Here is an 18464-nt window from a genome sequence, read left to right as displayed (position 1 = left end):
GGCTGGCGCAGTGATCCTCGCCGGCGTGTTCGGCCTGGTCATCGGCGCCGCGCTGGGGCTGCTCGGTGCGGGTGGTTCGATCCTGGCGGTCCCGGCCCTGGTCTACGGGGTCGGCCAGCCGGTGGGGGCTGCGGTGTTCGGGTCGCTGCTGGTGGTGGCCGTGTCGGCGGCGGGCGGGTTGGCGGTGCGGCTGCGGTCCGGGGTGATCCGGTGGCCGGTGGCGATGGTGTTCGGCGCCGCGGGAGTCCCCACCGCGTTCGCGGGGGCCGCGCTGGGCCGCCTGGTCGCCGACCGGTGGCTGCTGGTGGCGTTCTCGGTGCTGATGCTCGCCGTCGCGATCGCAATGCTGCGCGGGAGCCCTGAGGAGGCGACGGGCGGTGCGTGCCGGGTCCGCGACGGGCGGGTCGACTGGCGCAGCTGCCTGCCCAAGGCGCTCACCGCCGGCGCCGGGGTCGGGGTGCTGACCGGGCTGTTCGGAGTGGGCGGCGGGTTCGTCATCGTGCCCGCGCTGACCCTGCTGCTCGGGTTGAGCGCCGCCGAGGCCATCGCCACCTCCCTGGTGATCGTGACGATCACCTCGCTGGCCGGGCTGTCCGCGCACGCCGCCGCCGCCGGAGGTGTGGACTACGCCGTGATCGGCGTGTTCGCCGGGACCGCCCTGCTCGCGTCCCTGGCTGCCGGGCGCGTAGCGGACCGGCTCCCGGCCGCGGCGCTGCGGCGCGGGTTCGCCTATCTGATCCTGGCCGTCGCGGTCGGCGTCGCCGCCGCGGCGCTGCTCGCGCCGGCCGCGCTGAGCACCGGCTGACGACAACGATCCACAACCGCTTGCGCCCCACCGACGAATGGAGACCAGCAATGGACTACGGCATGACGATCGCTCTGGACCTGCCCTACGAGCAAGCCGTCCCCGCGGTCAAGGCGGCCCTGGCCGAGCAGGGTTTCGGGGTGCTCACCGAGATCGACGCCCGCGCCACGCTGAAGGAGAAGCTCGACCACGACATGGAGCCATACCTCATCCTGGGCGCCTGCAACCCCCAGCTCGCCCACCGCGCCCTCGACGTCGACCGACAGATCGGGCTGCTGCTGCCCTGCAACGTCGTGGTCCGCGCCGACGGTGACGACCGCAGCATCGTCTCGGCCCTGGACCCGCAGGTCATGGTCAGCATCCCGGAGCGCGAGGACTTGCGCCCCGTCGCGGACGAGGCCGGGGTGCGCATCCGGGCCGCGCTCGACGCGCTCACCACAAGCTGATTCGCAGGCGCCCGCGGGCACGCCGGGCCTCAAGCGGGCGCCACCGGCACGACGAAACGAGACGAGAGGGCAACGACCATGATGAACGGCTCGATGATGGGTTGGTTCTGGATCTGGCCGGTACTGGTACTGATCGGCCTGGTGCTGCTCGGCTACCTCGCCTACCGGCTCACCCAGAACCGTAGAACCGGTGCGGGCACCGCCCCGGTGGCGGGGCCGGCCTCGGCCCGGCAGATCCTCGACGAGCGCTACGCCCGCGGCGAGATCGACGACGAGGACTACCGCAAGCGCCGCGACGAACTGACATGACCTCGGCACCGATCAGCCGACGCCGCGCGATCGTCCTGGGCGGGCTCGGCGCCGCCGCCGTCGCCACCGGGGCGACGGGCTGGATCGCCACCGGCGCCGGTGCAGGTAGTCGGTTGCGGCCCGCCGACACCGGCGCCGAGCTGCGCCAACCGCAGGTCCTCGACAGCCGGGCCGGTCGGCTGCAGGTAGAGCTCACCGCCGCCGCAGGTGTGCGACTGGCCGGCCGGGATACACGCGGGCTCGGCTACAACGCCACCGCGCCCGGGCCGACGCTGCGGGTGCGCCCCGGCGACGAGCTCGCGGTGCGCCTGACCAACCGGCTCGACGAGCCCACCAACCTGCACACCCACGGGCTGCGGGTCTCTCCGGAGACCAACAGCGACAACCCGTTCCTGCGGGTCGACCCCGGCACCTCGTTCGACTACCTCTACCGGATCCCATCCGATCACCCGGCCGGCACCTACTGGTATCACCCGCACCACCACGGCATGGTGGCCAACCAGATCTTCGGCGGGCTCGTCGGTGCGCTGCTGGTCGCCCCACCAGGGCCCGACCCCGACCTACCGGTGGTCGAGGACCGGGTACTGGTGGTCACCGACACCACCCTCGACGGTGACGGCGGGCTCGTCGAGGTGAACGCCATGGACCGGGCCATGGGCCGCCAGGGCGAGCTGGTCCTGGTCAACGGCCAGCACCAGCCCACCATCCCCGCGGCCCCCGGCGCGACACAGCGCTGGCGGATCGTCAACGGCTGCGTATCGAGGGTGTTGTCGATCCGGCTCGACGCCCACCAGCTCGTCCGGGTCGCCCAGGACGGCACGTTCCTGCCTGCCCCGGTCGCCGCGGACCGGGTGATGCTTGCCCCGGGCAACCGGGTCGACGTGATCGTGCGCCCCACCGGCACCGGCCACTTTCCGCTGATCGCCGACGCCGTCGACCGTGGCGGCATGGGCGGGATGGGCGGCGGCACCGCGACCAGCGGGCCGATCACCCTCGCCACAATGGTCTCCTCCGGGGCACCGGTCACTGCCCCGTCGCTTCCCTCAGCCCTGCCCGCCGAAGAGCCCGCCGCTGGGCCGGTGACCGGTCGGCGGCGGGTCGCCTTCCAGATGGGCATGGGCGGGATGGCCTTCACCATCGACGGTCGCACCTTCGACCCCGAGCGCGACGACCAGACCGTCACCCTGGGCGCCATCGAGGAATGGACGATCGACAATCCCGGCCCGCTCGCACATCCGTTCCACCTGCACGTCTGGCCGTTCACCGTCCTCGACTACAGCGACGCCACCCTCCCGACCGGGGTGCCCCAGGACGTCGTCCTGGTCCCGGCCCGCGGCTGGGTCCGGCTCCGCATCCCGTTCACCACCTACTCCGGACGCAGCGTCTACCACTGCCACATCCTCGACCACGAGGACGCCGGAATGATGGCCACCGTCAACGTCCGCCCGTAGCCGAGACCCGACCCGGCCGTCGCGGGGCAGGGCCCGACCGCGGCGGCCGGCTCCGCGAACCATCCAGCGCACGACCCTCTACCGACAAGGACGCCCCTGTGGCCCACGCCAGCCCCCGCCACGTCGACGCACGCACCGTTCGCGACTGGCTCGACAAGCCCGACACCGTGACCGTCATCGACGTCCGCAGTCCCGCGGAGTTCGAGACCCTGCACGTCCGCGGCTCCTACAACGTGCCCCTGACCATGGTCGGCGAGCACACCGAGCAGCTCGCCGCCCGGCTCGACCGACGGGTGGTACTCGTCTGCCAGTCCGACATCCGGGCCACGCAGGCCCACCAGCGGCTCGCCGGGGTCGGCGCCGAACGCGTCCATGTCCTCGACGGCGGCATCGCCGCCTACTCCGCCGCCGGTGGCGACGTCGTCCGTGGTCGTGCTCGCTGGGCGCTCGAGCGCCAGGTCCGCCTCGTCGCCGGGACGCTCGTGCTCGCCGGCCTCGCCGCAGGCCTGCGCGCGCCGAAAGCGCGTCTCCTCGCCGGCGGGATCGGCGCCGGCCTCACCGTCTCCGCGCTGACCGACACCTGCACGATGGGCCGGGCCCTCGCCGCCCTGCCCTACAACCGCGGTCCCCGCGACCATTCGCCGGTCGAGGTACTCGCGCAGCTCCCCGCCGCCCGGACGGCGGCATGAGCAAGTCGAGTTGTCTCGATCCACGAACTGATCCACGTAGATGCTAGTGAGCGAGAGGAATACCGCCAACGCCGCGACACACGGACATGACACCCCGGGCCGGCGCTAACCACTGTCGTTTTCCTGTCGCTCCACAGGGCACCATCTGGTGACCCGGCTGGGCGGCAGCAGGCTCCGGAGTGAGTGCCAAGCAGTCGATCCGGAAGCAACGAACAACGTCAGGGGTGGCGCGCGGTGGCGGGGAAGAGCAGGACCAAGAACGACCAGCAGATCCGGGACCGGGTAGCCGAGCTGGCAGCGGCTCGGGATCGGCTCGACGTCGAGGAGGCCGAACGCCGCAGGCGCGAGGACGAGGCGTTCGAGCGCTACGCCCGCGCGGACGCCGACGCCGTCCAGATCGTCGCAGAGCGGGACAAGACGCTCGCCGACCTCGAGGCGCAGGCGCGGCGCGTGAGCGACGACGCCGACACTCGGCTCGGCGAGATCGAGCAGCGGCAGCGCGAGATCCTCGCCGAGCTCCACCACGCCGGCCGTAAGGTCGACGACTTGGCCACGATGTTCGGACTCGCGGTCAAGCGGGTCCGAACCTTGCTCCGGCAGGCACGGCCCGCGGCCGGGCCTGCCGCACCGGCGGCCACGCCGCAGGCGGCCGCCGGCAATGATCCCGCTGCGCCGGCGGCTGAAGCCGATACCGAGGCGGCCCTGCCTCCGTCCGCCGCGGATCCGGCAGCGCAGGCGAGTACCTAACTCGGGTCGCGGCACTCGTGCCGGCCGCCATCTTGGCCGCGGGGGAGGACTGTGCCGCCGGAGGCGGGTCCGCCGAACGCTTGGCCCGGCGCGGTCCCTGAGCGCCTCGCGCGCCGGCGGACATTCCGCACCGGTGCGCGCCGGCCGCGCGGGCGGATGCCGGTGTCTGGCTCGGCCGTCGTATCGGGCTCGGGGTGGGTGCGGGTGGGCACACAGATAGGGGCCCCGCCGGTGGCGGGGCCCCTTCAAGTGCTGGTCGGTCAGGCGGGCTGACGGGCGATCCAGTCGGCGAGCATGATCCGGTCACCAGTGGGCATGTGGCGCTGGTCGCGCCGCAACCGCGCGTCCCGCGCCTTGGTGGTCTCAGACGTGGCGTCGATGTAGTCACACCGGGCGGTCAGGACATCGGCGCGGGTCGCGGTGGCGGGCAGGATCGGCACCCCGGCGGTCCCGCTGTCCCGGCAGTCCTCGCACAACCCATCGTCGTGGGCCCGCTGCTGGTCGCGCGGCGACCGTTCGAGCCCACACGCCACGCACGGCAGGCCCCGCATGGGCGGCTGCGAGTCCACCCACTCGTAACGGCAGTCGCTGCACAACCCGTTGTCGTTGGCCCGCTGCTGGTCGCCGGTGGTCCGCTCCGCCCCGCACCCCCTGCACGCCGGTCCGCGGACGGTCAGAACGTGCTCCGGCGTCTCCTTGCCGCCTTCGGCCGGGTCCGAGCGCTCGTCGAAGTAGCGCCGCGCGGCGGTGTCCTGATCGGTGGCGCGCTGGCTACGCCGCGGCTGCGGGACACCCTGGCGAGGGACCACCGTGCCCGGCCTGCGGCGGGCGTACTCCCGCCGCTCCGCACGGGTCGCCCGCACCGCGCGCTCGGTCTCCTTCGCCGCCTCGGCGTGGCGCTCCGACCGCGGGGCGCACGCCTCCACCAACTCCCGCCCGGCGGCTGCGCTGACCTTCCACAGGTGTCGAAGCCGCGGGACAGCGACGGCCGGGGGCTTCTCCAGAGCGGCCAGGATCTGGCCCAACAGCGCGCGGGTCTCGGGGTCCGCCGCGTCGGCGATCCGACCGGTCCGGCGTCGCGCCTCGCGGTTCGCACCCTGCGCGATCAGGTCGGCAACCTGGCGCAGCTGCTCGGCCGTGTCCACCGTCGTCGTGTCGGTCATCGTCTCCATAGCGACTGCACTCCCTGGTTGGCCGGTGATCAGAAGGTGGGTGGGCCTCTCGGCCCGTGATGGGCAGCGGCGTCGTCCCCGCTGCCGCTTCACGGCGGCCGCACGGCCTCCGAGGCTCGACGTCAAGGGCAGCCCGGAGGGCTGTCGCCGCAGGCGACGCGGAGCGCCCTTGATGTTGAGTGAGGCCGTGCTTAGCTCTAGGGCCGAGAGGCCCATCCGCCCCGCCGCCAGGCGGGTCCAACGGGGTTCTCGGCCCGCCGCGGCCTTGAGCGGCCCTACACCACCGGCCGGCCGCCGGCAGCGGTGACTAGGAGCGCGTGCCGTGCGCGCGGCCCGGCAGGGCCGATGCCCGTGCCCTCTGCGGCCCTGGCCCGTCCAGTCCCGTCGCCATCCGCACGACTGCCCACGCGGCATCCGTGAGGTCGTCGCCGTGTATGTCGTCCAACTCGCCCGCGTCGGCCCGATAGGCCGCGTATCGGGCCGACGCGTCGGTCAGCGCCGCGTCATCGACCGACCGGGCCAGGGCTGCCGCGCACTCGTCGGGCGCGTGCTCGCACGGCGCCGTCGGCGGGGTGATCCCGTCGCCGTAGCAGCCGGCGACCGCCATCCGGTCGCGGATGAACGCGGGCGACAGCACCGCGCTGGTGATCACGGCTCACCGCCCGTGACTCTCCGGACGGAATACGCTTCCCGTTCGATGTCCTGCTCTGTCATCTCGCGCCCTGCTTTGACGACCACCAGCCACCACGCACCGGAGGACCGATCCGGGTCGTGGCGCTCTACTACCTGCCCGCCGACCCGCGCAGCCACGGCCGCAGCAGCGTCGTCGTCGGATGCGAACCACTCGCAGATGTCGCACCGCTGAACCTCGTTGCGCCCGTTGAATCCCAACCCCGCACCGGGGACCACCTCGCCGCCGCATTCGCACGGCTCCCACGTGCTCGGGGCCCCGCCCCGATCGAGCTCGGCCTGCGGGATCGTCACCGTCCGGTCGCTTTTCATGACCGCTCCGGGTTGCGGGCGTTCTTCTGCACTAAGTCGATCCACCGGCCCGGGTCTTTGACGTCGATGCCCTTCTGCGCGACCGCGCGGTGGTAGCGGTCCCAGTCTTTGTCGTCGACGGTGTAGTCCTTGTGCTGCTTGCTCATGACTGCGCCTCCTGTGGCGTCGCGGTGCGGGCGGACCTCCAGTTCCGCGGGGACCCCGCCGGTGGCGGGGCCCCCGCGGGGGCCGCCGTCAGAAGGGCGGCTCCTCGTCGAGGTCGTCGGCGCTCTCCGGCGCCGGGTACGGCCCACCCCGGTGCCAGAACGCGTCCTCGTCCAGGTCGACGACGATCTGGGCGTCGCGCTCGGTGTAGCCGTCGGCGATCTCGAGAGTGGCAGTGGGCATCTGGGGCCTCCGGTGGTCGGTGCGGCTGGAACGCGGCGCAGCCTCAGCACACCCGTGCCGGGGTCCCGAAGGGACGACGGGGAGCCGGTGCTGGCCCGTGCGGGTGAGACCGCCTACCGACCCCGGACCACCCGGCCGCTACACCGGCCGGACCCCCGCGCGGGCCGGGACCAGCACCGGTGACCACCCAGCCGGCCGAGCCGCCGCACTCGGCCGGCTACAGCGAAGCTGCGCCGCACCCCGAGCGACTCCCACGGGGCGGTATCACCCGCACGGGTCGGCGGCGGCTCATCGGCGCTCGCCCCGGCGCGGGTGTGCTGACCTTCGGGCGATCCAGTCGTGCCGACCACCGGAGGCCCTACCCGCACCGCTACCGGCACCGAGCCGGCCACCCCACGGTGCCCACCGGCACCGAGCCGGCGACCACCCCCACCCGGCCGGCGCCGAGCTGGTGACCGACCGGTGCCCACCGGCACCGAGCTGGCGACCACCCCACCCGACTGGCGCCGAGCTGGTGACCGATCGGTGCCCGCCGGCACCGGCGGCCTACGGCTCCAGGCCGAGTTCCTCGTCCAGCTCGACGCCGTCGTAGGCGGCGATCTCGTGGTCCAGCTGTTCTGACAGATGCTCGACCTCGCCGTCGTAGATGTAGGGCGCCCCGTCGCGTTCGTACTCGGAGTGGCCCACTGCAGCGTGATAGGCGGCCAGGGTTGCCGGGTGGACCTTGGCGGTCCAGTCGTGTTCCGGATCGTGCTCGGCGGAAGTGAGTTCGCCGCGCTCGGCGGCGGCGAGGCGCTGCTGCGCGTCCGCCAGCGAGTCGCGGGCTCTGTCGACCGCCTCGTCGCTGATGACGTAGTGCTCGTCGGTCTGCATCTGCTCAGCGATGCTGAGCTCTTTGCGGGCGTCCCGCACCGACCACGCTTCGGCGGCGATCTCGGGACGACTGAAACTACCGTCGGGCATCTCCCCGAGGTGGCGCGCCGCGTTCTCGGTGTAGACCGAGCGGACCCCCTGCCCGTAGAACAGGCCCAACCCGGGGTGTCGCTGGCCCGGTTCGGCCATCCCGCGCTCCACCATGCGGGCGTCGTAGCGGTCAGCCTCCGCCGGGGAGATTCCCAGCTGCGGGTCGTAGTCGTTGTAGGTGTCAGACATGTCGCTACCCCCAGTAGCTCGTCCCCGGGGGCGGGGTAGGTCGATGGCTGCTGTGCACGCGACCGATCATGGCGTGTCCGGGGTCTGTGAGGACCCGGACACGGCCGAGGTCCCGGCGGCCCGCTCGAGCGCGTCGAGCACGTCGGCGCCGCTGGTGACCAGCGTCGCGCCCTGCCGGATCAACTGGTGGGCGCCCATCGAGATCGCCGAGGTGACCGGGCCGGGCACGGCCATGACCGGGCGGCCGCACTCGTGCGCGGCCGCGGCGACGTGCAGCGCCCCGGAGCGGGCCGCGGCTTCGACGACCACGGTGGCGTCCCCGAGCGTGGCCAGCACCCGGTTCCGGGCCAGTGCCCGGAGTCGGCTGGGCGTGGAACCGGGCGGCTGCGCGGACACGAGCAGCCCGGTGTGGGCGATCCGGTCGAGCAGGTTCTCGTGCGCGGCCGGGTAGGCCCGGTCGATTCCGCAGCCCAGCACCGCCACCGTCGGGGCGTGCGCGGCCAGCGCCCCGCGAGACGCCGCGGCCTCGATCCCGAACCCGCCACCGGCCACGACCGTGTGCCCGCCCCGGGCCAGGTCCCCCGCGAGGTCCGCGGCCACGTGGGTGCCGTAACCGGAGGCGGCCCGGGACCCGGCCAGCGTGATCGAGGCCCCAGAGAGGATCTCCAGACCGGCGTGGCCGCGAACCCACAACCCGACGGTCCCGGTCAGGGCCGCGGTGCCCGGCCACTGGGCATCCTCGGGGATCAGCAGCCGCGCCCCGCACCGGGCCGCGGTCTCGCCGTCGACGGCAGCACCGGCGGCCGCGGCCTGCACCCGCGCGGTGCTCACGTGCGCGGTCAGGGACTCGGGAACATCGCCGCGGTGTAGCTGCTCGGCCGCGGCGAGCGCCCCGGCCGAGAGGATGAACTGCTCCAGGGCCGGGCGGCCCGAGGGCTGGTCGGCCAGCCGCAGCAGGAACGCGCGCGCTACGCGGTGCTCGGCCAGTGGGTCCGGCCCCGGCGTCGGGGCGGGGATCGACGGGCGAGTGTGGGGGAACATCAGAGGCACCTCGGGAAGTCGGCAGGGGATGGAAAGGGCCGTGCCCCGTGGTGGTGTCTCACCGCCGGGGGCACGTGGGGTGTCGGTGACCGATCCGGTCAGCGATCGGGCTCGTGGTCGCGTTCGTTCTCGGCCTCGCGCTCGGCCAGCTCACGCCAGCCCAGGCTGCGGTGCAGGATCTGCTCGTCGTCCGCGATCTGGCGTCGGGGATCGCCGCCGTAGTAGCCGGTGTCACCGGCCGCTTCGCGCTGTTCGGCCTCGGCGAGGGCCTGCTCGGCGTGGTATACGGCCACGTTGGCGTGGCAGACCGCGTTCAACGCGGGCAGCGACCGGTCGCCCCAGTAGTCGCGGTCGTCGCGGGCGACCATCAGGTCGTGGTGGGCATCCTCGAGTGCGGCCGCTGCGCGGCCAACGGCCGGCCCGCGGAACGACCCGTCGGGCATCAGGCCCAGGTCGCGCACGGCGTTGGCCTCGTACCACCCGCCGGGCATGATGTCGCCGTAGTAGTAGCCCGAACCGGGCCTGGTCTCCTCGCTGCAGACCATCCCGAGGTCGAGCATGCGGGCGTCGATCGTTTTCTGGTGGTGGTCGTTCCACTCGGTGCTGTCGATCATCGGTGGGACTCCTGTTCGTCATGGGCTGCGCTGGAACGCGCGCCGGAGGGAACGGCCCGGCCCCGGTGGGGCCGGGCCGTAGAGCGGCGGGTCAGGCGCTGGGCTCGTCTTCCGGCTCGACCTCGGTGAACGTGATGTTGTGCGCGATGGGCAGTGAGATCGCCTCGGCGACCTCGTGCTCGCCGGAGCAGTCCGGGCAGGGGGCCTGCTCGCCTGCTTCGAGGTCGGCCTCGATGAAGTGCTTCGTCTCGGTGCAACCGTCGCGGAACTCGACGAGGCTGCCCGGGCTGAGCAGCAGCCCGTTCTCGTAGCGGAAGTTCTCGGCCATCTCGGGTGCCTCCGTGTGCTCGGTCGGTGCGGCTGGAACGCGGCGCAGCCTCAGCACGCCCGTGCCGGGGTCCCGTAGGGACGGCGGGGATCCGGTGCTGGCCCGACCGGTGTGAGACCGCCTCGGTGACCACGACGCACCCGGCCCCCTCGCCTGGCGCGCGCGAGTGCGCACCCGGCACCGGGCGGGGGTGACGGCCCCGGTCACCGGGCTAGTGCTGGCCTGGGTCGGGGACGGGCGTACTGGCACCGGCTGCCACCGCGCGCTGTCGGGCGGTCTCACCCGGGCGGGTCGGCACCGGATCATCGGCGCTCGCCCCGGCACGGGTGTGCTGACCTTCGGGCGATCCAGTCGTGCCGACCGAGTACACGGAGACTCCCCACACCCGAACCCCTGCCCGCTGGATCGAGCACCGGGGTGTGGTCAGGGTGGCGGTAGCAGTGTGGCGCCTTCGCGGGTCGCGACCTGGTGGGCGAGCCGACGGAACGCGTGCCGGGCCTGGGCGACCCGGCCCGGGTCGCCGACCAGGCGGGCCTCGAGCTCGGCGACCGGCCAGACCACGGTGACGCCGTGGCGGGCCAGGTAGAGCGCCACGCGGCGGATCTGCCACCGGTCGGCGTCATCGAGCCAGGTGTAGCCGAGCAGCTGCCAGCACCAGCGCGCGATGCGCGCGGGCTGCTCGGCGCGCGCCACGGTCTTGACCTCGACGAGGGTGTCCCCGACCAGCAGGTCGGCCTCGGCCCAGTGCGGCACCAGCAGCGGGCTGGCATAGCCCAGCGCCTCGCCGGGGGCCGGATCCCCGGCCCACCGGCGCCAGCGGGCCAGGATGCCGGACGCGTCCAGGTGTCCGACGACGGCGGCGGCGTCGTCGACGACCGCCGGCGGGCACAGCCCGCGCAGCTGCTCCACCGTCGGGGCCGCGGTGGCCTCAGCCAGCGCGGCCAGCACCGGTGGGGTGCGGCCGCTGCGGTAGCGGTCCTCGCCCAGGGCCCACGCCCCGTAGGCGCGGGCCAGCCCAGTCTCGACGCCGCGGGCGCCGATCGTGCCGGTGGGGGCGTGCGCGGTGTGGAACCGGCGGCCGCGCTCGGCCAGCTCGGCCACCGCAGCGTCACCCCACCCGGGCCTCGGCGAGGCCAGGGTGGGGCCGGTGAGGGCGAGGGTGTCGCTCGGGGTCGGTCGCAGCCCGGCCGCGACCGCGGCCAGGTCGGGCTCGTGCTCGAGCACGGCCTGGTGGGAGCGGTATCCGGCGGCGATCTGGTGTGTCCCGGTTGGGGAGATCAGCTCGGCGACGAGGAGCCCGCTCAGCCCCGCGTACGGCGGGGCATCCTGCACCAGCGCCGCAAGCCGGGCGGCGACCACCGACCCGACCGCGGCCCCGTGCCCGGCCCCCGTCGGACCGGAGGCCCGGACCGGAGGCCCGGACCGGGGCGCTGCCCGCGGCAGCATCGGCGATCTGGTGGGCGATCTCGCGGGTGCCGGGCAGGTGCGTGGCGCACCAGCGGGCCAGCGCGCCAGCGCGTAGCTGCGAGGTCAGAGACACCACGCACCACCTCCCGGGTCAGGCCGCGGCTTCGGACCGCGGTCAGGGCTCCAGTTCTCGCATGCGGGTGCCGACTCGATCGGCGCCCGCCCCCGGCGCGGAGGTACCGCGCCGGGGAGCCGGTCGCTGGTCAGAACGGGGCGCGGCCCTCGGCCCGCCAGACCGCGGCCGCGTCGAGCAGCTCCGCGGCCGTCGAGTCGCCCCAGCCCTGAACCACCCGCAGCGCGAACACCGCCTGCTGCTGGTCCAGCATGCCGCCGCGGCCGCCGAGGAACTCGAGCAGCTCGGTGATGTCGGCGTCGTCGACCTCGGCCGCGGTAGCGATGACTGCCGGGCTGCGCCGCAGGCCGCGGCGCAGCCACCGGGACTCCCGGGTGGCCTCTATCGCCGCCCGCGCCGCCTCGCGCCCCCCGCGCCCCCCGCGCCCACTCAACGGGTCGATCAGCTGGCTGACCCAGTGCCGCCAGATCCGGGCCGTCGAGGGAACGTCGCCGAGCAGCGCTGCTGCTCGGTACTCCGCCGGTTCGTCGGCGGCCTCGCCGCCGGCGTCCGGGCCGAGCCCCGGGTGCGGGTCGAGGACATCCTGGCCGGGGCAGAACGACTCTCGGCAGGGCTCGCCGTGCTCGGCGCCGCAGTCGCTACAGCCTGCGGGCAGCGGCGCTATCCCGAGCACCACCACGGCCCCGTTTGTCCGGGTCGTCGGGGTCGAGCCGCCCATAGCGGCCACAGTGACCGCAGGTCACGGTCTGGTGCTCACTCCAGTCGGGATCGGCCACGATCCGGCCCCCGCGATCGGCCGGGTTCAGGGCCACGGACCGGGTCGAGCAAGGGCACCGGTGGACGGTGACCCGGTCCGGGATGAACTCACCCAGCGCTGCGGGGTCCTGAGCGGGCTCGATGGTGCGGTCGTGAACAGTCATGTGCTGCCTCCAGGTCGTGCCGGTGAGTGACAGCACCTGTCTGGGCACGACCGGATGGGCCCGGGCGGGGGTTCGCCGCTGGCCCATCCGGTGTGGGATCACCACTGCCCGGCAGCGACCCGTGAGGCTCACCGGCGGGGTGATCCCGCCCGGATGGCGTCAGCGAGCGGTTCATCGCACCGGGCCCACCCGGGCGTGCAGCGTGCGGCGGTCACTCCCGGCCGACGACCTCCAGGCCAGCCCGTCGGCTAGGTGCGGGCACCGGGTTCCTGTTCGAACTCGGCGCGGGGGTCGGCGGGGTTGGGGAGGTGCTCGACCCGAGCGGCCCGCCCGTGGGGGTTCTCGGTGATCCAGTTCGCGGTCGCGTTGGCCAGCGCCTCGCCGGCAGTGCGGCCGCGGATCGCGTCGTCGTGGGCGCGTCCGTCGTGCCAGTGCACCCGCACCCGGTGCCAGCGCCCGGTCACGAAGCCTCCCCACCTTCGCCATCAGCGTTCCCGTTGCCGGTATCGGCAGTAGTGGCGCGGCGGTCAATGCGCCGGGGCGCGCGGGCGCCGTAGGCCATCCCGCGGGTGATGGTCCGTTCGGCCTCGACGTGGGTGAACTCGTCGACGCCGATGTGGACCGAGGCGGCGTCGAGAAGCAGCGCGTGGGCGTTGTCGGCGTCGAGCTCCCCACCCCCCACCAGACGGCCCAGGGTGCGGGCGGCGGTGAGCAGGGTGATCTGCCGCTGGCCCTTCGGCGCCTGTTCGACGGCAGCGGTCTCGCCGGCGAGGATCGCGGCGACGTAGGCGTTGGCCCGCCGGGTCGGCAACGCCATCGGCTCGCCCTGGCGGGGCTCCGGCGGCGGGGGCGGGGTGAGCAGGGTGGCCAGCCAGTCGGGCAGCTCGGCGATCTGGCCGTGCTCGGCCACCATGTAGGCCCCTTCCGGGCGGATGCTGCCGGCACCGACGATAAATCCGCCACCGCCGCGAGTGTCGATCAGCGGGCCCAGGCTGTGCCCGTGCCCGCCGTGGGTGTTGCGCAGCTCCACGCCCTCGGGCATCCGGTAGTAGAGATGTTCACCATCGGTCGGGGTCATCGTCGAGTAGGTGTCGGGCAGCGTCTCCCCGTGCCGGGCGGTGAGCTGGTCGAGCACCTCGCGCCCGGTGGTCGCCCCGCCACAGCCGTCGAGCGGTTCGGTGCTGGTGTCGAGGTCGATGACCACAATCCCGGAGGGGCCGCAGGCGATCCCGACGTTGAACCGGGCCGATTCGTCGCCGGACCACCAGCGGCAGATCTGGGCGCGGTCGCGGGTGGCACGCTGCTCCCAGCCCCGGTGCCCGTCGGCGCAGATCCCGCGCTGGCGGCAGCGCTCGGCGCTGTGCCGCGGGACGGCCGGGAGCTTGCCCCCGGGCTGGACCGGGAACACGAACAGCCCAGCGGCGGCCGCGTCGAGCGCGACCCGGCGCAGCCGCACCACCTCCGGATCCTGCCGCCGAGGTGTGCGGCGGCGCGTGCGTGGCATGCGGTGCTCCCCCTCCCGGGTCCGGGGCTCAGCATCGCACCCGTCGGTGCGGGTCCGGGACATATCAGTGCTGGTCGTGGTGATCATGTGATCAGGTCTCCCTGAGGTCGATGCTGCTGCCGAGGCGGGCGCGGTCGTGGTGGTGTCGGGCCGCCCGGTGGGGCAGGCCGTGTGCGCCTGCCCCTTGGGGCGTGCCGCAGGGTGTGCCGAGGCTCGCGGGTCCAGGGCAGCCCGCTAGGGCTGTCGCGTAGCGACGCGGAAGGCGCCCTGGACGCGGGAGAAGCACGCCCGCACCCTCGGTCCGACACCGAGTGATCGGGTCAGCGCGGCGTAGCCGCTCCCTCAGCGGGGTGGTAGTTCCTGCAGCTCAGTTGCGGTGACAGGTGTACAGACGGTCGACGACGCATCCGGTGCGGCGCCAGCTCACAGGCGGGGCTCGGCATCGAGCAGGTCGAGCAGCTCACCGACGGCGGCGGCGATGTTCCGGGCGCGGTCATCGATCTCGGCGTGCTGGTCGTCGTCGGGTTCCCGCCGCTGGTTGGCGCCGTAGGCGGCGGTCACCGCCTGCTGGTAGCGGGTGTGGTGCTGGCGTAGGGCGCGCCGCGCGTGGGTCAGCCGTTCGCGGCTGTACAGCGTGGGAACGCACCCGGCGTGCAGGTAGGTGAACGGGGCGTCGAGGTCGCCGAAGACCTCACCGGGGTTGACCACGTGCCAGGCGTACTCGCCGACGTGCCAGATCATCGGCTCGTCGCACCAGAAACACCACATCTGGGTGATGTCGACGGTCCCAGCCGGTTCCCAGCGCAGCTGCGGCCAGGCCGCCACTCCGGGGTCGAGCGGCAGCGCTTGGCGTGCTGCCTCACGTTCGGACAGCGCTGCCGACGCCGCGGCGGCAGCGACCTGCACCGGATCGGGCCCGAGTTGCCCACCCGCGGTGTCGCCGCCGGAGTGCTCCTTGTGGGGGGAAGTCATCAGGTAGGTCCCTTCGATCGAGAGGCGTCCGCACACTCGGCCGCCCCCGAGCGGGCGTGCCGCGAGGTGGGGAGGCCACCGGTGCGGTCGCCAGTGAGAACAGGTGGGGTGCTGGCAGATAGGCCCCGGTCGGTTAGGCGAAGTCGAGCGCGCACCGCCAGCTGGCGGGGCGGGCAGTCGCCGCGTAGTCGCGCAGCGCCTGCTCGTCGACCGGCTCCGGATCGAGCACGGCGACGCTGTGGGCGGGCAGGAAGCGCAGCGTGTCCTCGCCCGGGATCGCGATGCCGACGCGTTCGCCGCAGCCGCGGGCGTAGCGGTCCGGGCCGATCCACCGGACCTCCCCGGTAATCCCGACGTTCTTGCCGCGCCGGGTGAGCGAACGGACGTGGCGGCCAACCCGGGGAGCGGCGGCCCTGGTCTGCTCGATCTCGAACACGTGCGGCAGCAGACGGCGCCGGTACCAGGCCAGGGCTGCGGCTTGAACCTGCGGCGTCGCGTCGACCGACGCGCCGTTGTGGTAGGTCCAGCCACGGGTGCTGGCGTACTCGCGGGCGGTGACCCGCTCGCCGTCCCAGACGGCGGCGATGAGGTCGCTGTCGTCGTAGCCGTTGACCTCGTAGGTCTCGAGCACTGCTCCGGCGTAGGACTGCTGCGGATCCCCGCAGGCCCGGCCACTGTTCTTGGTCTCCAGAGTGCAGGCGGGCCCGCACACAGTGATAGCCATACTGATCTCCAGGTCGTCGTGATCTGCCTCATCAGCGCCCGAGGGCCCCGGGCGGGCGCCGCGGCAGCGGCGGCTCGGCCCCGCACCCGCGGGCGCAGGGAGTGGTGCTCGTGGCGGAGCGGCACGTCCGGCGCTGTTCCACCACGGTCAGGCGCTGGCCACCAGCCAGCGGTCGAGGGTGCGCGAGCTGATGCCGTACTGCGCGGCGACGGCGACGCGCCGGGCGCCCTGGCGGACGCAGGCCACCGCAGCGGCTCGCCGTTCCTGCTGCGGGCTGGGCCCCGCAGCAGAACGGCCCGGGCCGTGCCGCTTTGCACGGCGGCGTTCGGCTTGGGTCGTGGCGCCCCACACCCCGCCGGCGCCGAGCTCGAACGCCCGGGACAGGCAGGCCGCGGTGACCGGGCAGCGCCGACACACCGCCTTGGCCTCCTCGATCTGGCGGGCGGCGGGTCCGCCGGTGCCGACCGGGAAGAACAGTTCCGGGTCCTCGGCCCGGCAGGGCAGGTCGTGGTCGCGGAAATCCATCTCTGCTCACCTCACATCGGGCTCGGACAGGACCGGCCCCGGTGGGCCGGGGCCGGGGTGGAGACCGGGCGGGGCGCCGCCGCTGTGGGCTGGGCGCCCCGCCCGGTAGCCGCCGGGGGTCAGGCGGCCGGCTCGGGGGCGGTGGTCGAACCGGTGTGCTCACGCCGCGGCTGGCGGGCGACGGTGATCGCCGCCTTCCGGGTGTCGGCCGTCACGATCTTGGCCCGCACCTCGGTGCGCGGGATCTCGCGCGACTGGCCGTCGTCGTCGGTCACGGTGAACGAGTTGTCCACCAGCTCGCCGATCACGACCACCGGGTCACCGGAGCTGAGGTTGCTGGCGTTCTCGGCGACGGGGCCGAACGCGACCACGTTGAGCCAGAGGGTCCGGCCGTCGCGCCACTCACCGGACTCGCGGTCCTGGTAGCGCTTGTTGACCGCGAGGGAGAACTGGAGCCGCGCCTTTCCGGTGTGCTCGTTGAACTCGAAGGTGGGCTTCTTGCCGATGTTGCCGATGTAGGTCTGGTCGTTCATGGGGTGCCTCCTGGAGCGTGTCGGGCTGGTTGGTGACGCGGCCCTGCCTCAGTGCGCCGTGGTGGGGCCCGTCAGGGGCGGCGGGGGTTCGGCCTGGCCCGAGCGGGTGGGATCGGCCGCCAGGCCGACGAGCAGCGCGAGCTCGTCTCACCCGCTCGGTGTCGGTGCCGGTTCATCGACGCGACCCCCACCGCGGTGTGCTGACCTTCGGGCGTCTCCACACCGAGCTCCGACACGCGTTCGGGAGGCACCCCCGGTGACGAGCCCCAGACGCCGATGGCCCCCGGCGTCCGAGCCCGTATCGACTGCGCACCGCCGCTACCGGGGGTGCCGCCCACCGGCCATCGTGGTCGCGCCCTGCGTGATCGCGTCGTCGATGCCGTAGATGCCCCAACAGGCGTCGATCTCGACCCAGTGCCCGCCACCGCACCCGATGTGCTCGCACGCCGTACCGGCGGGGCACGGTGTCCACTGTTCGGCGATGTAGCCCACGACCTGCCCGCGTGCCCACTGGTCATAGGTCTCGACGTCGCCGCGCAGATAAGCGCGGGCCTGCTCGTCACCGGGGTAGCTGCCCCCGCACGCGGTGGCCAGTTCGTCGCGGGCCAGGTAGGCCAGCCCGGCCTGCCCGGAATCCCACCGGTCGGCGAAGCACCCGATCCGCTCCCCGGCGTGCAGAACGAGGTCACCGTGGGCGTAGCCCCAGACCGGCACCACCACCGCATCGTGAAACACCGTCAGGTAGCGGGCGGCCAGGTCCCAGCCGCCGCGTTCGCACAGCTCCGGTAGCTGGCCGGTGTGGTCCTCCCACGGCAACGCGTGGCGGGCGACGTCGAGTACCAGGTGACCGACGGTGCCCCAGTCGCGCGGCGACTGGGGCGCGTCGTCGGGGAGGACCCGTACCCGGCCACCGGGCACCTCGGCGATCTCGATCTCTTCCATGGCTGGTGTCCCTTCACGACGGCGATGGGGGCGGCACCGCGTGCGGCGCCGCCCCCATCTCCAGTGGTGGTGTGGTCAGTGCCAGATGACGTCGCGACCCTGGTCGCGGGCGAACAGCGCGACCTCGCGCAGGACGGCGAGCCGGTCCTGGAGGTAGCCCGGGCGGCGGCCGAAGTCCACGACGGTGCCGGCGGCGTTGAGGTCTCGGGTCGGGACGCCGGCATCGGCGGGTGCCAGTGCCAGGGCCAGCTCGACGCGGCCGAGCATCTGTTCGGCCGCGAGCTCCCCGACCAGGGGTGTGTCCTGCTCCGGTGGTGGCGGCGCGCCGGGTGGGGGTTCTTGGACGTCGTCGGCGCCGAGCTCGGCGACCATCCCGAGCGCGCGCAGCAGCAGCATCGCGTTGCCGATGCCGACGTTCAGGCTCGGTTCGGTGTCGGTGTTGTAGTGCATGACCACGAACGGGCGGTAGGCGTGCTCGCCGCAGTCGGGGTGGGTGCAGTACCGGTGATGGTCGGCCAGCCCGGCGCGAGCGGCGTCGTAGTCGGCGAAGTAGCGCCGGTCGCCCGGCGGATACGCCGGGCACTCGAGGCTCGCGCCGAGGGCAACCGGGCCCCCGGCGGGCGGGGCGGGGCTAAAGGTGACAGACATGGCAGACCTCCCA

Annotated in this window: 24 protein-coding genes and 2 pseudogenes; 6 read left to right on the top strand and 20 right to left on the bottom strand. The window is 73.6% G+C overall.

Going from position 1 to position 18464, the window contains the following annotated elements; translation table 11 throughout:
• The first annotated feature begins 10 nt into the window (after positions 1-10).
• The 6 genes from PSED_RS34400 (at position 11) to PSED_RS34375 (ending at position 4447) form a co-directional block, all read left to right on the top strand.
• Complete coding sequence (locus PSED_RS34400) at positions 11-805, top strand: sulfite exporter TauE/SafE family protein (protein ID WP_013678817.1); 795 nt, start codon at positions 11-13, stop codon at positions 803-805.
• A 50-nt stretch (positions 806-855) separates the two neighbouring features.
• Positions 856-1251 (top strand): DUF302 domain-containing protein, encoded by a 396-nt coding sequence (locus PSED_RS34395; RefSeq protein WP_013678816.1) that lies wholly within the window; start codon positions 856-858, stop codon positions 1249-1251.
• Positions 1252-1329: 78 nt separating this feature from the next.
• Positions 1330-1560 (top strand): SHOCT domain-containing protein, encoded by a 231-nt coding sequence (locus PSED_RS34390; RefSeq protein WP_013678815.1) that lies wholly within the window; start codon positions 1330-1332, stop codon positions 1558-1560.
• Positions 1557-3011 carry a multicopper oxidase family protein gene (locus tag PSED_RS34385; RefSeq protein WP_013678814.1) on the top strand — a complete coding sequence of 485 codons (1455 nt, stop codon included), beginning with the start codon at positions 1557-1559 and terminating at the stop codon, positions 3009-3011. Before PSED_RS34390 ends, PSED_RS34385 begins: the two co-directional genes overlap by 4 nt.
• A 98-nt stretch (positions 3012-3109) precedes the next feature.
• Complete coding sequence (locus tag PSED_RS34380) at positions 3110-3700, top strand: rhodanese-like domain-containing protein (RefSeq protein ID WP_013678813.1); 591 nt, start codon at positions 3110-3112, stop codon at positions 3698-3700.
• A gap of 234 nt (positions 3701-3934) precedes the next feature.
• Complete coding sequence (locus PSED_RS34375; protein WP_013678812.1) at positions 3935-4447, top strand: hypothetical protein; 513 nt, start codon at positions 3935-3937, stop codon at positions 4445-4447.
• Positions 4448-4707: 260 nt separating this feature from the next.
• Here the strand turns inward: PSED_RS34375 and PSED_RS34370 are convergent, their stop codons facing one another.
• The 20 genes and pseudogenes from PSED_RS34370 to PSED_RS34275 all read right to left on the bottom strand — a co-directional run bounded on the left by PSED_RS34370 (position 4708) and on the right by PSED_RS34275 (position 18451).
• The gene (locus tag PSED_RS34370) at positions 4708-5619 is read right to left on the bottom strand and encodes a hypothetical protein (protein ID WP_013678811.1); all 912 of its coding nucleotides are present in this window, start codon (positions 5617-5619) and stop codon (positions 4708-4710) included.
• A 307-nt stretch (positions 5620-5926) separates the two neighbouring features.
• Positions 5927-6271, bottom strand: coding sequence for a hypothetical protein (locus PSED_RS34365; RefSeq protein ID WP_013678810.1), 345 nt, complete (start codon positions 6269-6271; stop codon positions 5927-5929).
• A complete protein-coding gene (locus PSED_RS34360; RefSeq protein WP_013678809.1) occupies positions 6268-6621 on the bottom strand; it encodes a hypothetical protein in 354 nt (117 codons plus the stop codon). Before PSED_RS34360 ends, PSED_RS34365 begins: the two co-directional genes overlap by 4 nt.
• The gene (locus tag PSED_RS34355) at positions 6618-6767 is read right to left on the bottom strand and encodes a hypothetical protein (RefSeq protein WP_013678808.1); all 150 of its coding nucleotides are present in this window, start codon (positions 6765-6767) and stop codon (positions 6618-6620) included. Before PSED_RS34355 ends, PSED_RS34360 begins: the two co-directional genes overlap by 4 nt.
• An 88-nt stretch (positions 6768-6855) precedes the next feature.
• Positions 6856-7008, bottom strand: coding sequence for a hypothetical protein (locus PSED_RS34350; protein ID WP_013678807.1), 153 nt, complete (start codon positions 7006-7008; stop codon positions 6856-6858).
• Between the two features lie 546 nt (positions 7009-7554).
• Positions 7555-8160, bottom strand: a complete 606-nt coding sequence (locus PSED_RS34345; protein ID WP_013678806.1) for a hypothetical protein — start codon at positions 8158-8160, stop codon at positions 7555-7557.
• Between the two features lie 66 nt (positions 8161-8226).
• Positions 8227-9201, bottom strand: a complete 975-nt coding sequence (locus tag PSED_RS34340; protein WP_013678805.1) for a DNA-processing protein DprA — start codon at positions 9199-9201, stop codon at positions 8227-8229.
• A gap of 98 nt (positions 9202-9299) precedes the next feature.
• A complete protein-coding gene (locus PSED_RS34335) occupies positions 9300-9815 on the bottom strand; it encodes a hypothetical protein (protein ID WP_013678804.1) in 516 nt (171 codons plus the stop codon).
• 91 nt (positions 9816-9906) lie between these two features.
• Positions 9907-10143 carry a hypothetical protein gene (locus tag PSED_RS34330; RefSeq protein WP_013678803.1) on the bottom strand — a complete coding sequence of 79 codons (237 nt, stop codon included), beginning with the start codon at positions 10141-10143 and terminating at the stop codon, positions 9907-9909.
• A 423-nt stretch (positions 10144-10566) separates the two neighbouring features.
• Complete coding sequence (locus PSED_RS34325; protein WP_041763361.1) at positions 10567-11502, bottom strand: hypothetical protein; 936 nt, start codon at positions 11500-11502, stop codon at positions 10567-10569.
• 311 nt (positions 11503-11813) lie between these two features.
• The gene (locus tag PSED_RS34320; RefSeq protein ID WP_143771214.1) at positions 11814-12401 is read right to left on the bottom strand and encodes a hypothetical protein; all 588 of its coding nucleotides are present in this window, start codon (positions 12399-12401) and stop codon (positions 11814-11816) included.
• 450 nt (positions 12402-12851) lie between these two features.
• The gene (locus PSED_RS34315; protein WP_013678799.1) at positions 12852-13067 is read right to left on the bottom strand and encodes a hypothetical protein; all 216 of its coding nucleotides are present in this window, start codon (positions 13065-13067) and stop codon (positions 12852-12854) included.
• Complete coding sequence (locus PSED_RS34310; RefSeq protein WP_233899515.1) at positions 13064-14107, bottom strand: bifunctional DNA primase/polymerase; 1044 nt, start codon at positions 14105-14107, stop codon at positions 13064-13066. Before PSED_RS34310 ends, PSED_RS34315 begins: the two co-directional genes overlap by 4 nt.
• Before the next feature lie 423 nt (positions 14108-14530).
• On the bottom strand, positions 14531-15079 hold the full coding sequence (locus PSED_RS34305; RefSeq protein WP_041763359.1) for a hypothetical protein: 549 nt from the start codon (positions 15077-15079) through the stop codon (positions 14531-14533).
• Positions 15080-15212: 133 nt separating this feature from the next.
• Positions 15213-15803 carry a hypothetical protein gene (locus PSED_RS34300; protein ID WP_013678796.1) on the bottom strand — a complete coding sequence of 197 codons (591 nt, stop codon included), beginning with the start codon at positions 15801-15803 and terminating at the stop codon, positions 15213-15215.
• Between the two features lie 147 nt (positions 15804-15950).
• Positions 15951-16064, bottom strand: a pseudogene (locus PSED_RS34295) (helix-turn-helix domain-containing protein); the annotation flags it as partial.
• Between the two features lie 39 nt (positions 16065-16103).
• Positions 16104-16328 (bottom strand): annotated as a pseudogene (locus PSED_RS34290) (WhiB family transcriptional regulator); the annotation flags it as partial.
• Between the two features lie 119 nt (positions 16329-16447).
• Complete coding sequence (locus PSED_RS34285; RefSeq protein ID WP_013678794.1) at positions 16448-16861, bottom strand: single-stranded DNA-binding protein; 414 nt, start codon at positions 16859-16861, stop codon at positions 16448-16450.
• Between the two features lie 318 nt (positions 16862-17179).
• Positions 17180-17803 carry a hypothetical protein gene (locus PSED_RS34280; RefSeq protein WP_013678793.1) on the bottom strand — a complete coding sequence of 208 codons (624 nt, stop codon included), beginning with the start codon at positions 17801-17803 and terminating at the stop codon, positions 17180-17182.
• Positions 17804-17878: 75 nt separating this feature from the next.
• Complete coding sequence (locus tag PSED_RS34275) at positions 17879-18451, bottom strand: hypothetical protein (RefSeq protein ID WP_013678792.1); 573 nt, start codon at positions 18449-18451, stop codon at positions 17879-17881.
• Positions 18452-18464 lie beyond the last annotated feature (13 nt).

It is taken from the genome of Pseudonocardia benzenivorans CB1190 (assembly GCF_000196675.2).
Taxonomy (GTDB): domain Bacteria; phylum Actinomycetota; class Actinomycetes; order Mycobacteriales; family Pseudonocardiaceae; genus Pseudonocardia; species Pseudonocardia benzenivorans.
The sequence above is the reverse complement of the archived record's forward strand: the minus strand, read 5'-3'. Positions and strand labels throughout refer to the sequence as shown.

Excerpts from the sequence above, each read along its gene's own strand:
- PSED_RS34370 (WP_013678811.1), bottom strand. The coding sequence starts at position 5,619 with ATGGAGACGATGACCGACACGACGACGGTGGACACGGCCGAGCAGCTG.
- PSED_RS34285 (WP_013678794.1), bottom strand. The coding sequence starts at position 16,861 with ATGAACGACCAGACCTACATCGGCAACATCGGCAAGAAGCCCACCTTC.
- PSED_RS34350 (WP_013678807.1), bottom strand. The coding sequence starts at position 7,008 with ATGCCCACTGCCACTCTCGAGATCGCCGACGGCTACACCGAGCGCGAC.
- PSED_RS34310 (WP_233899515.1), bottom strand. The coding sequence starts at position 14,107 with ATGCCACGCACGCGCCGCCGCACACCTCGGCGGCAGGATCCGGAGGTG.
- PSED_RS34355 (WP_013678808.1), bottom strand. The coding sequence starts at position 6,767 with ATGAGCAAGCAGCACAAGGACTACACCGTCGACGACAAAGACTGGGAC.
- PSED_RS34335 (WP_013678804.1), bottom strand. The coding sequence starts at position 9,815 with ATGATCGACAGCACCGAGTGGAACGACCACCACCAGAAAACGATCGAC.
- PSED_RS34385 (WP_013678814.1), top strand. The coding sequence starts at position 1,557 with ATGACCTCGGCACCGATCAGCCGACGCCGCGCGATCGTCCTGGGCGGG.
- PSED_RS34305 (WP_041763359.1), bottom strand. The coding sequence starts at position 15,079 with ATGACTTCCCCCCACAAGGAGCACTCCGGCGGCGACACCGCGGGTGGG.
- PSED_RS34280 (WP_013678793.1), bottom strand. The coding sequence starts at position 17,803 with ATGGAAGAGATCGAGATCGCCGAGGTGCCCGGTGGCCGGGTACGGGTC.
- PSED_RS34275 (WP_013678792.1), bottom strand. The coding sequence starts at position 18,451 with ATGTCTGTCACCTTTAGCCCCGCCCCGCCCGCCGGGGGCCCGGTTGCC.
- PSED_RS34360 (WP_013678809.1), bottom strand. The coding sequence starts at position 6,621 with ATGAAAAGCGACCGGACGGTGACGATCCCGCAGGCCGAGCTCGATCGG.
- PSED_RS34330 (WP_013678803.1), bottom strand. The coding sequence starts at position 10,143 with ATGGCCGAGAACTTCCGCTACGAGAACGGGCTGCTGCTCAGCCCGGGC.
- PSED_RS34395 (WP_013678816.1), top strand. The coding sequence starts at position 856 with ATGGACTACGGCATGACGATCGCTCTGGACCTGCCCTACGAGCAAGCC.
- PSED_RS34340 (WP_013678805.1), bottom strand. The coding sequence starts at position 9,201 with ATGTTCCCCCACACTCGCCCGTCGATCCCCGCCCCGACGCCGGGGCCG.
- PSED_RS34390 (WP_013678815.1), top strand. The coding sequence starts at position 1,330 with ATGATGAACGGCTCGATGATGGGTTGGTTCTGGATCTGGCCGGTACTG.
- PSED_RS34320 (WP_143771214.1), bottom strand. The coding sequence starts at position 12,401 with ATGGGCGGCTCGACCCCGACGACCCGGACAAACGGGGCCGTGGTGGTG.
- PSED_RS34345 (WP_013678806.1), bottom strand. The coding sequence starts at position 8,160 with ATGTCTGACACCTACAACGACTACGACCCGCAGCTGGGAATCTCCCCG.
- PSED_RS34300 (WP_013678796.1), bottom strand. The coding sequence starts at position 15,803 with ATGGCTATCACTGTGTGCGGGCCCGCCTGCACTCTGGAGACCAAGAAC.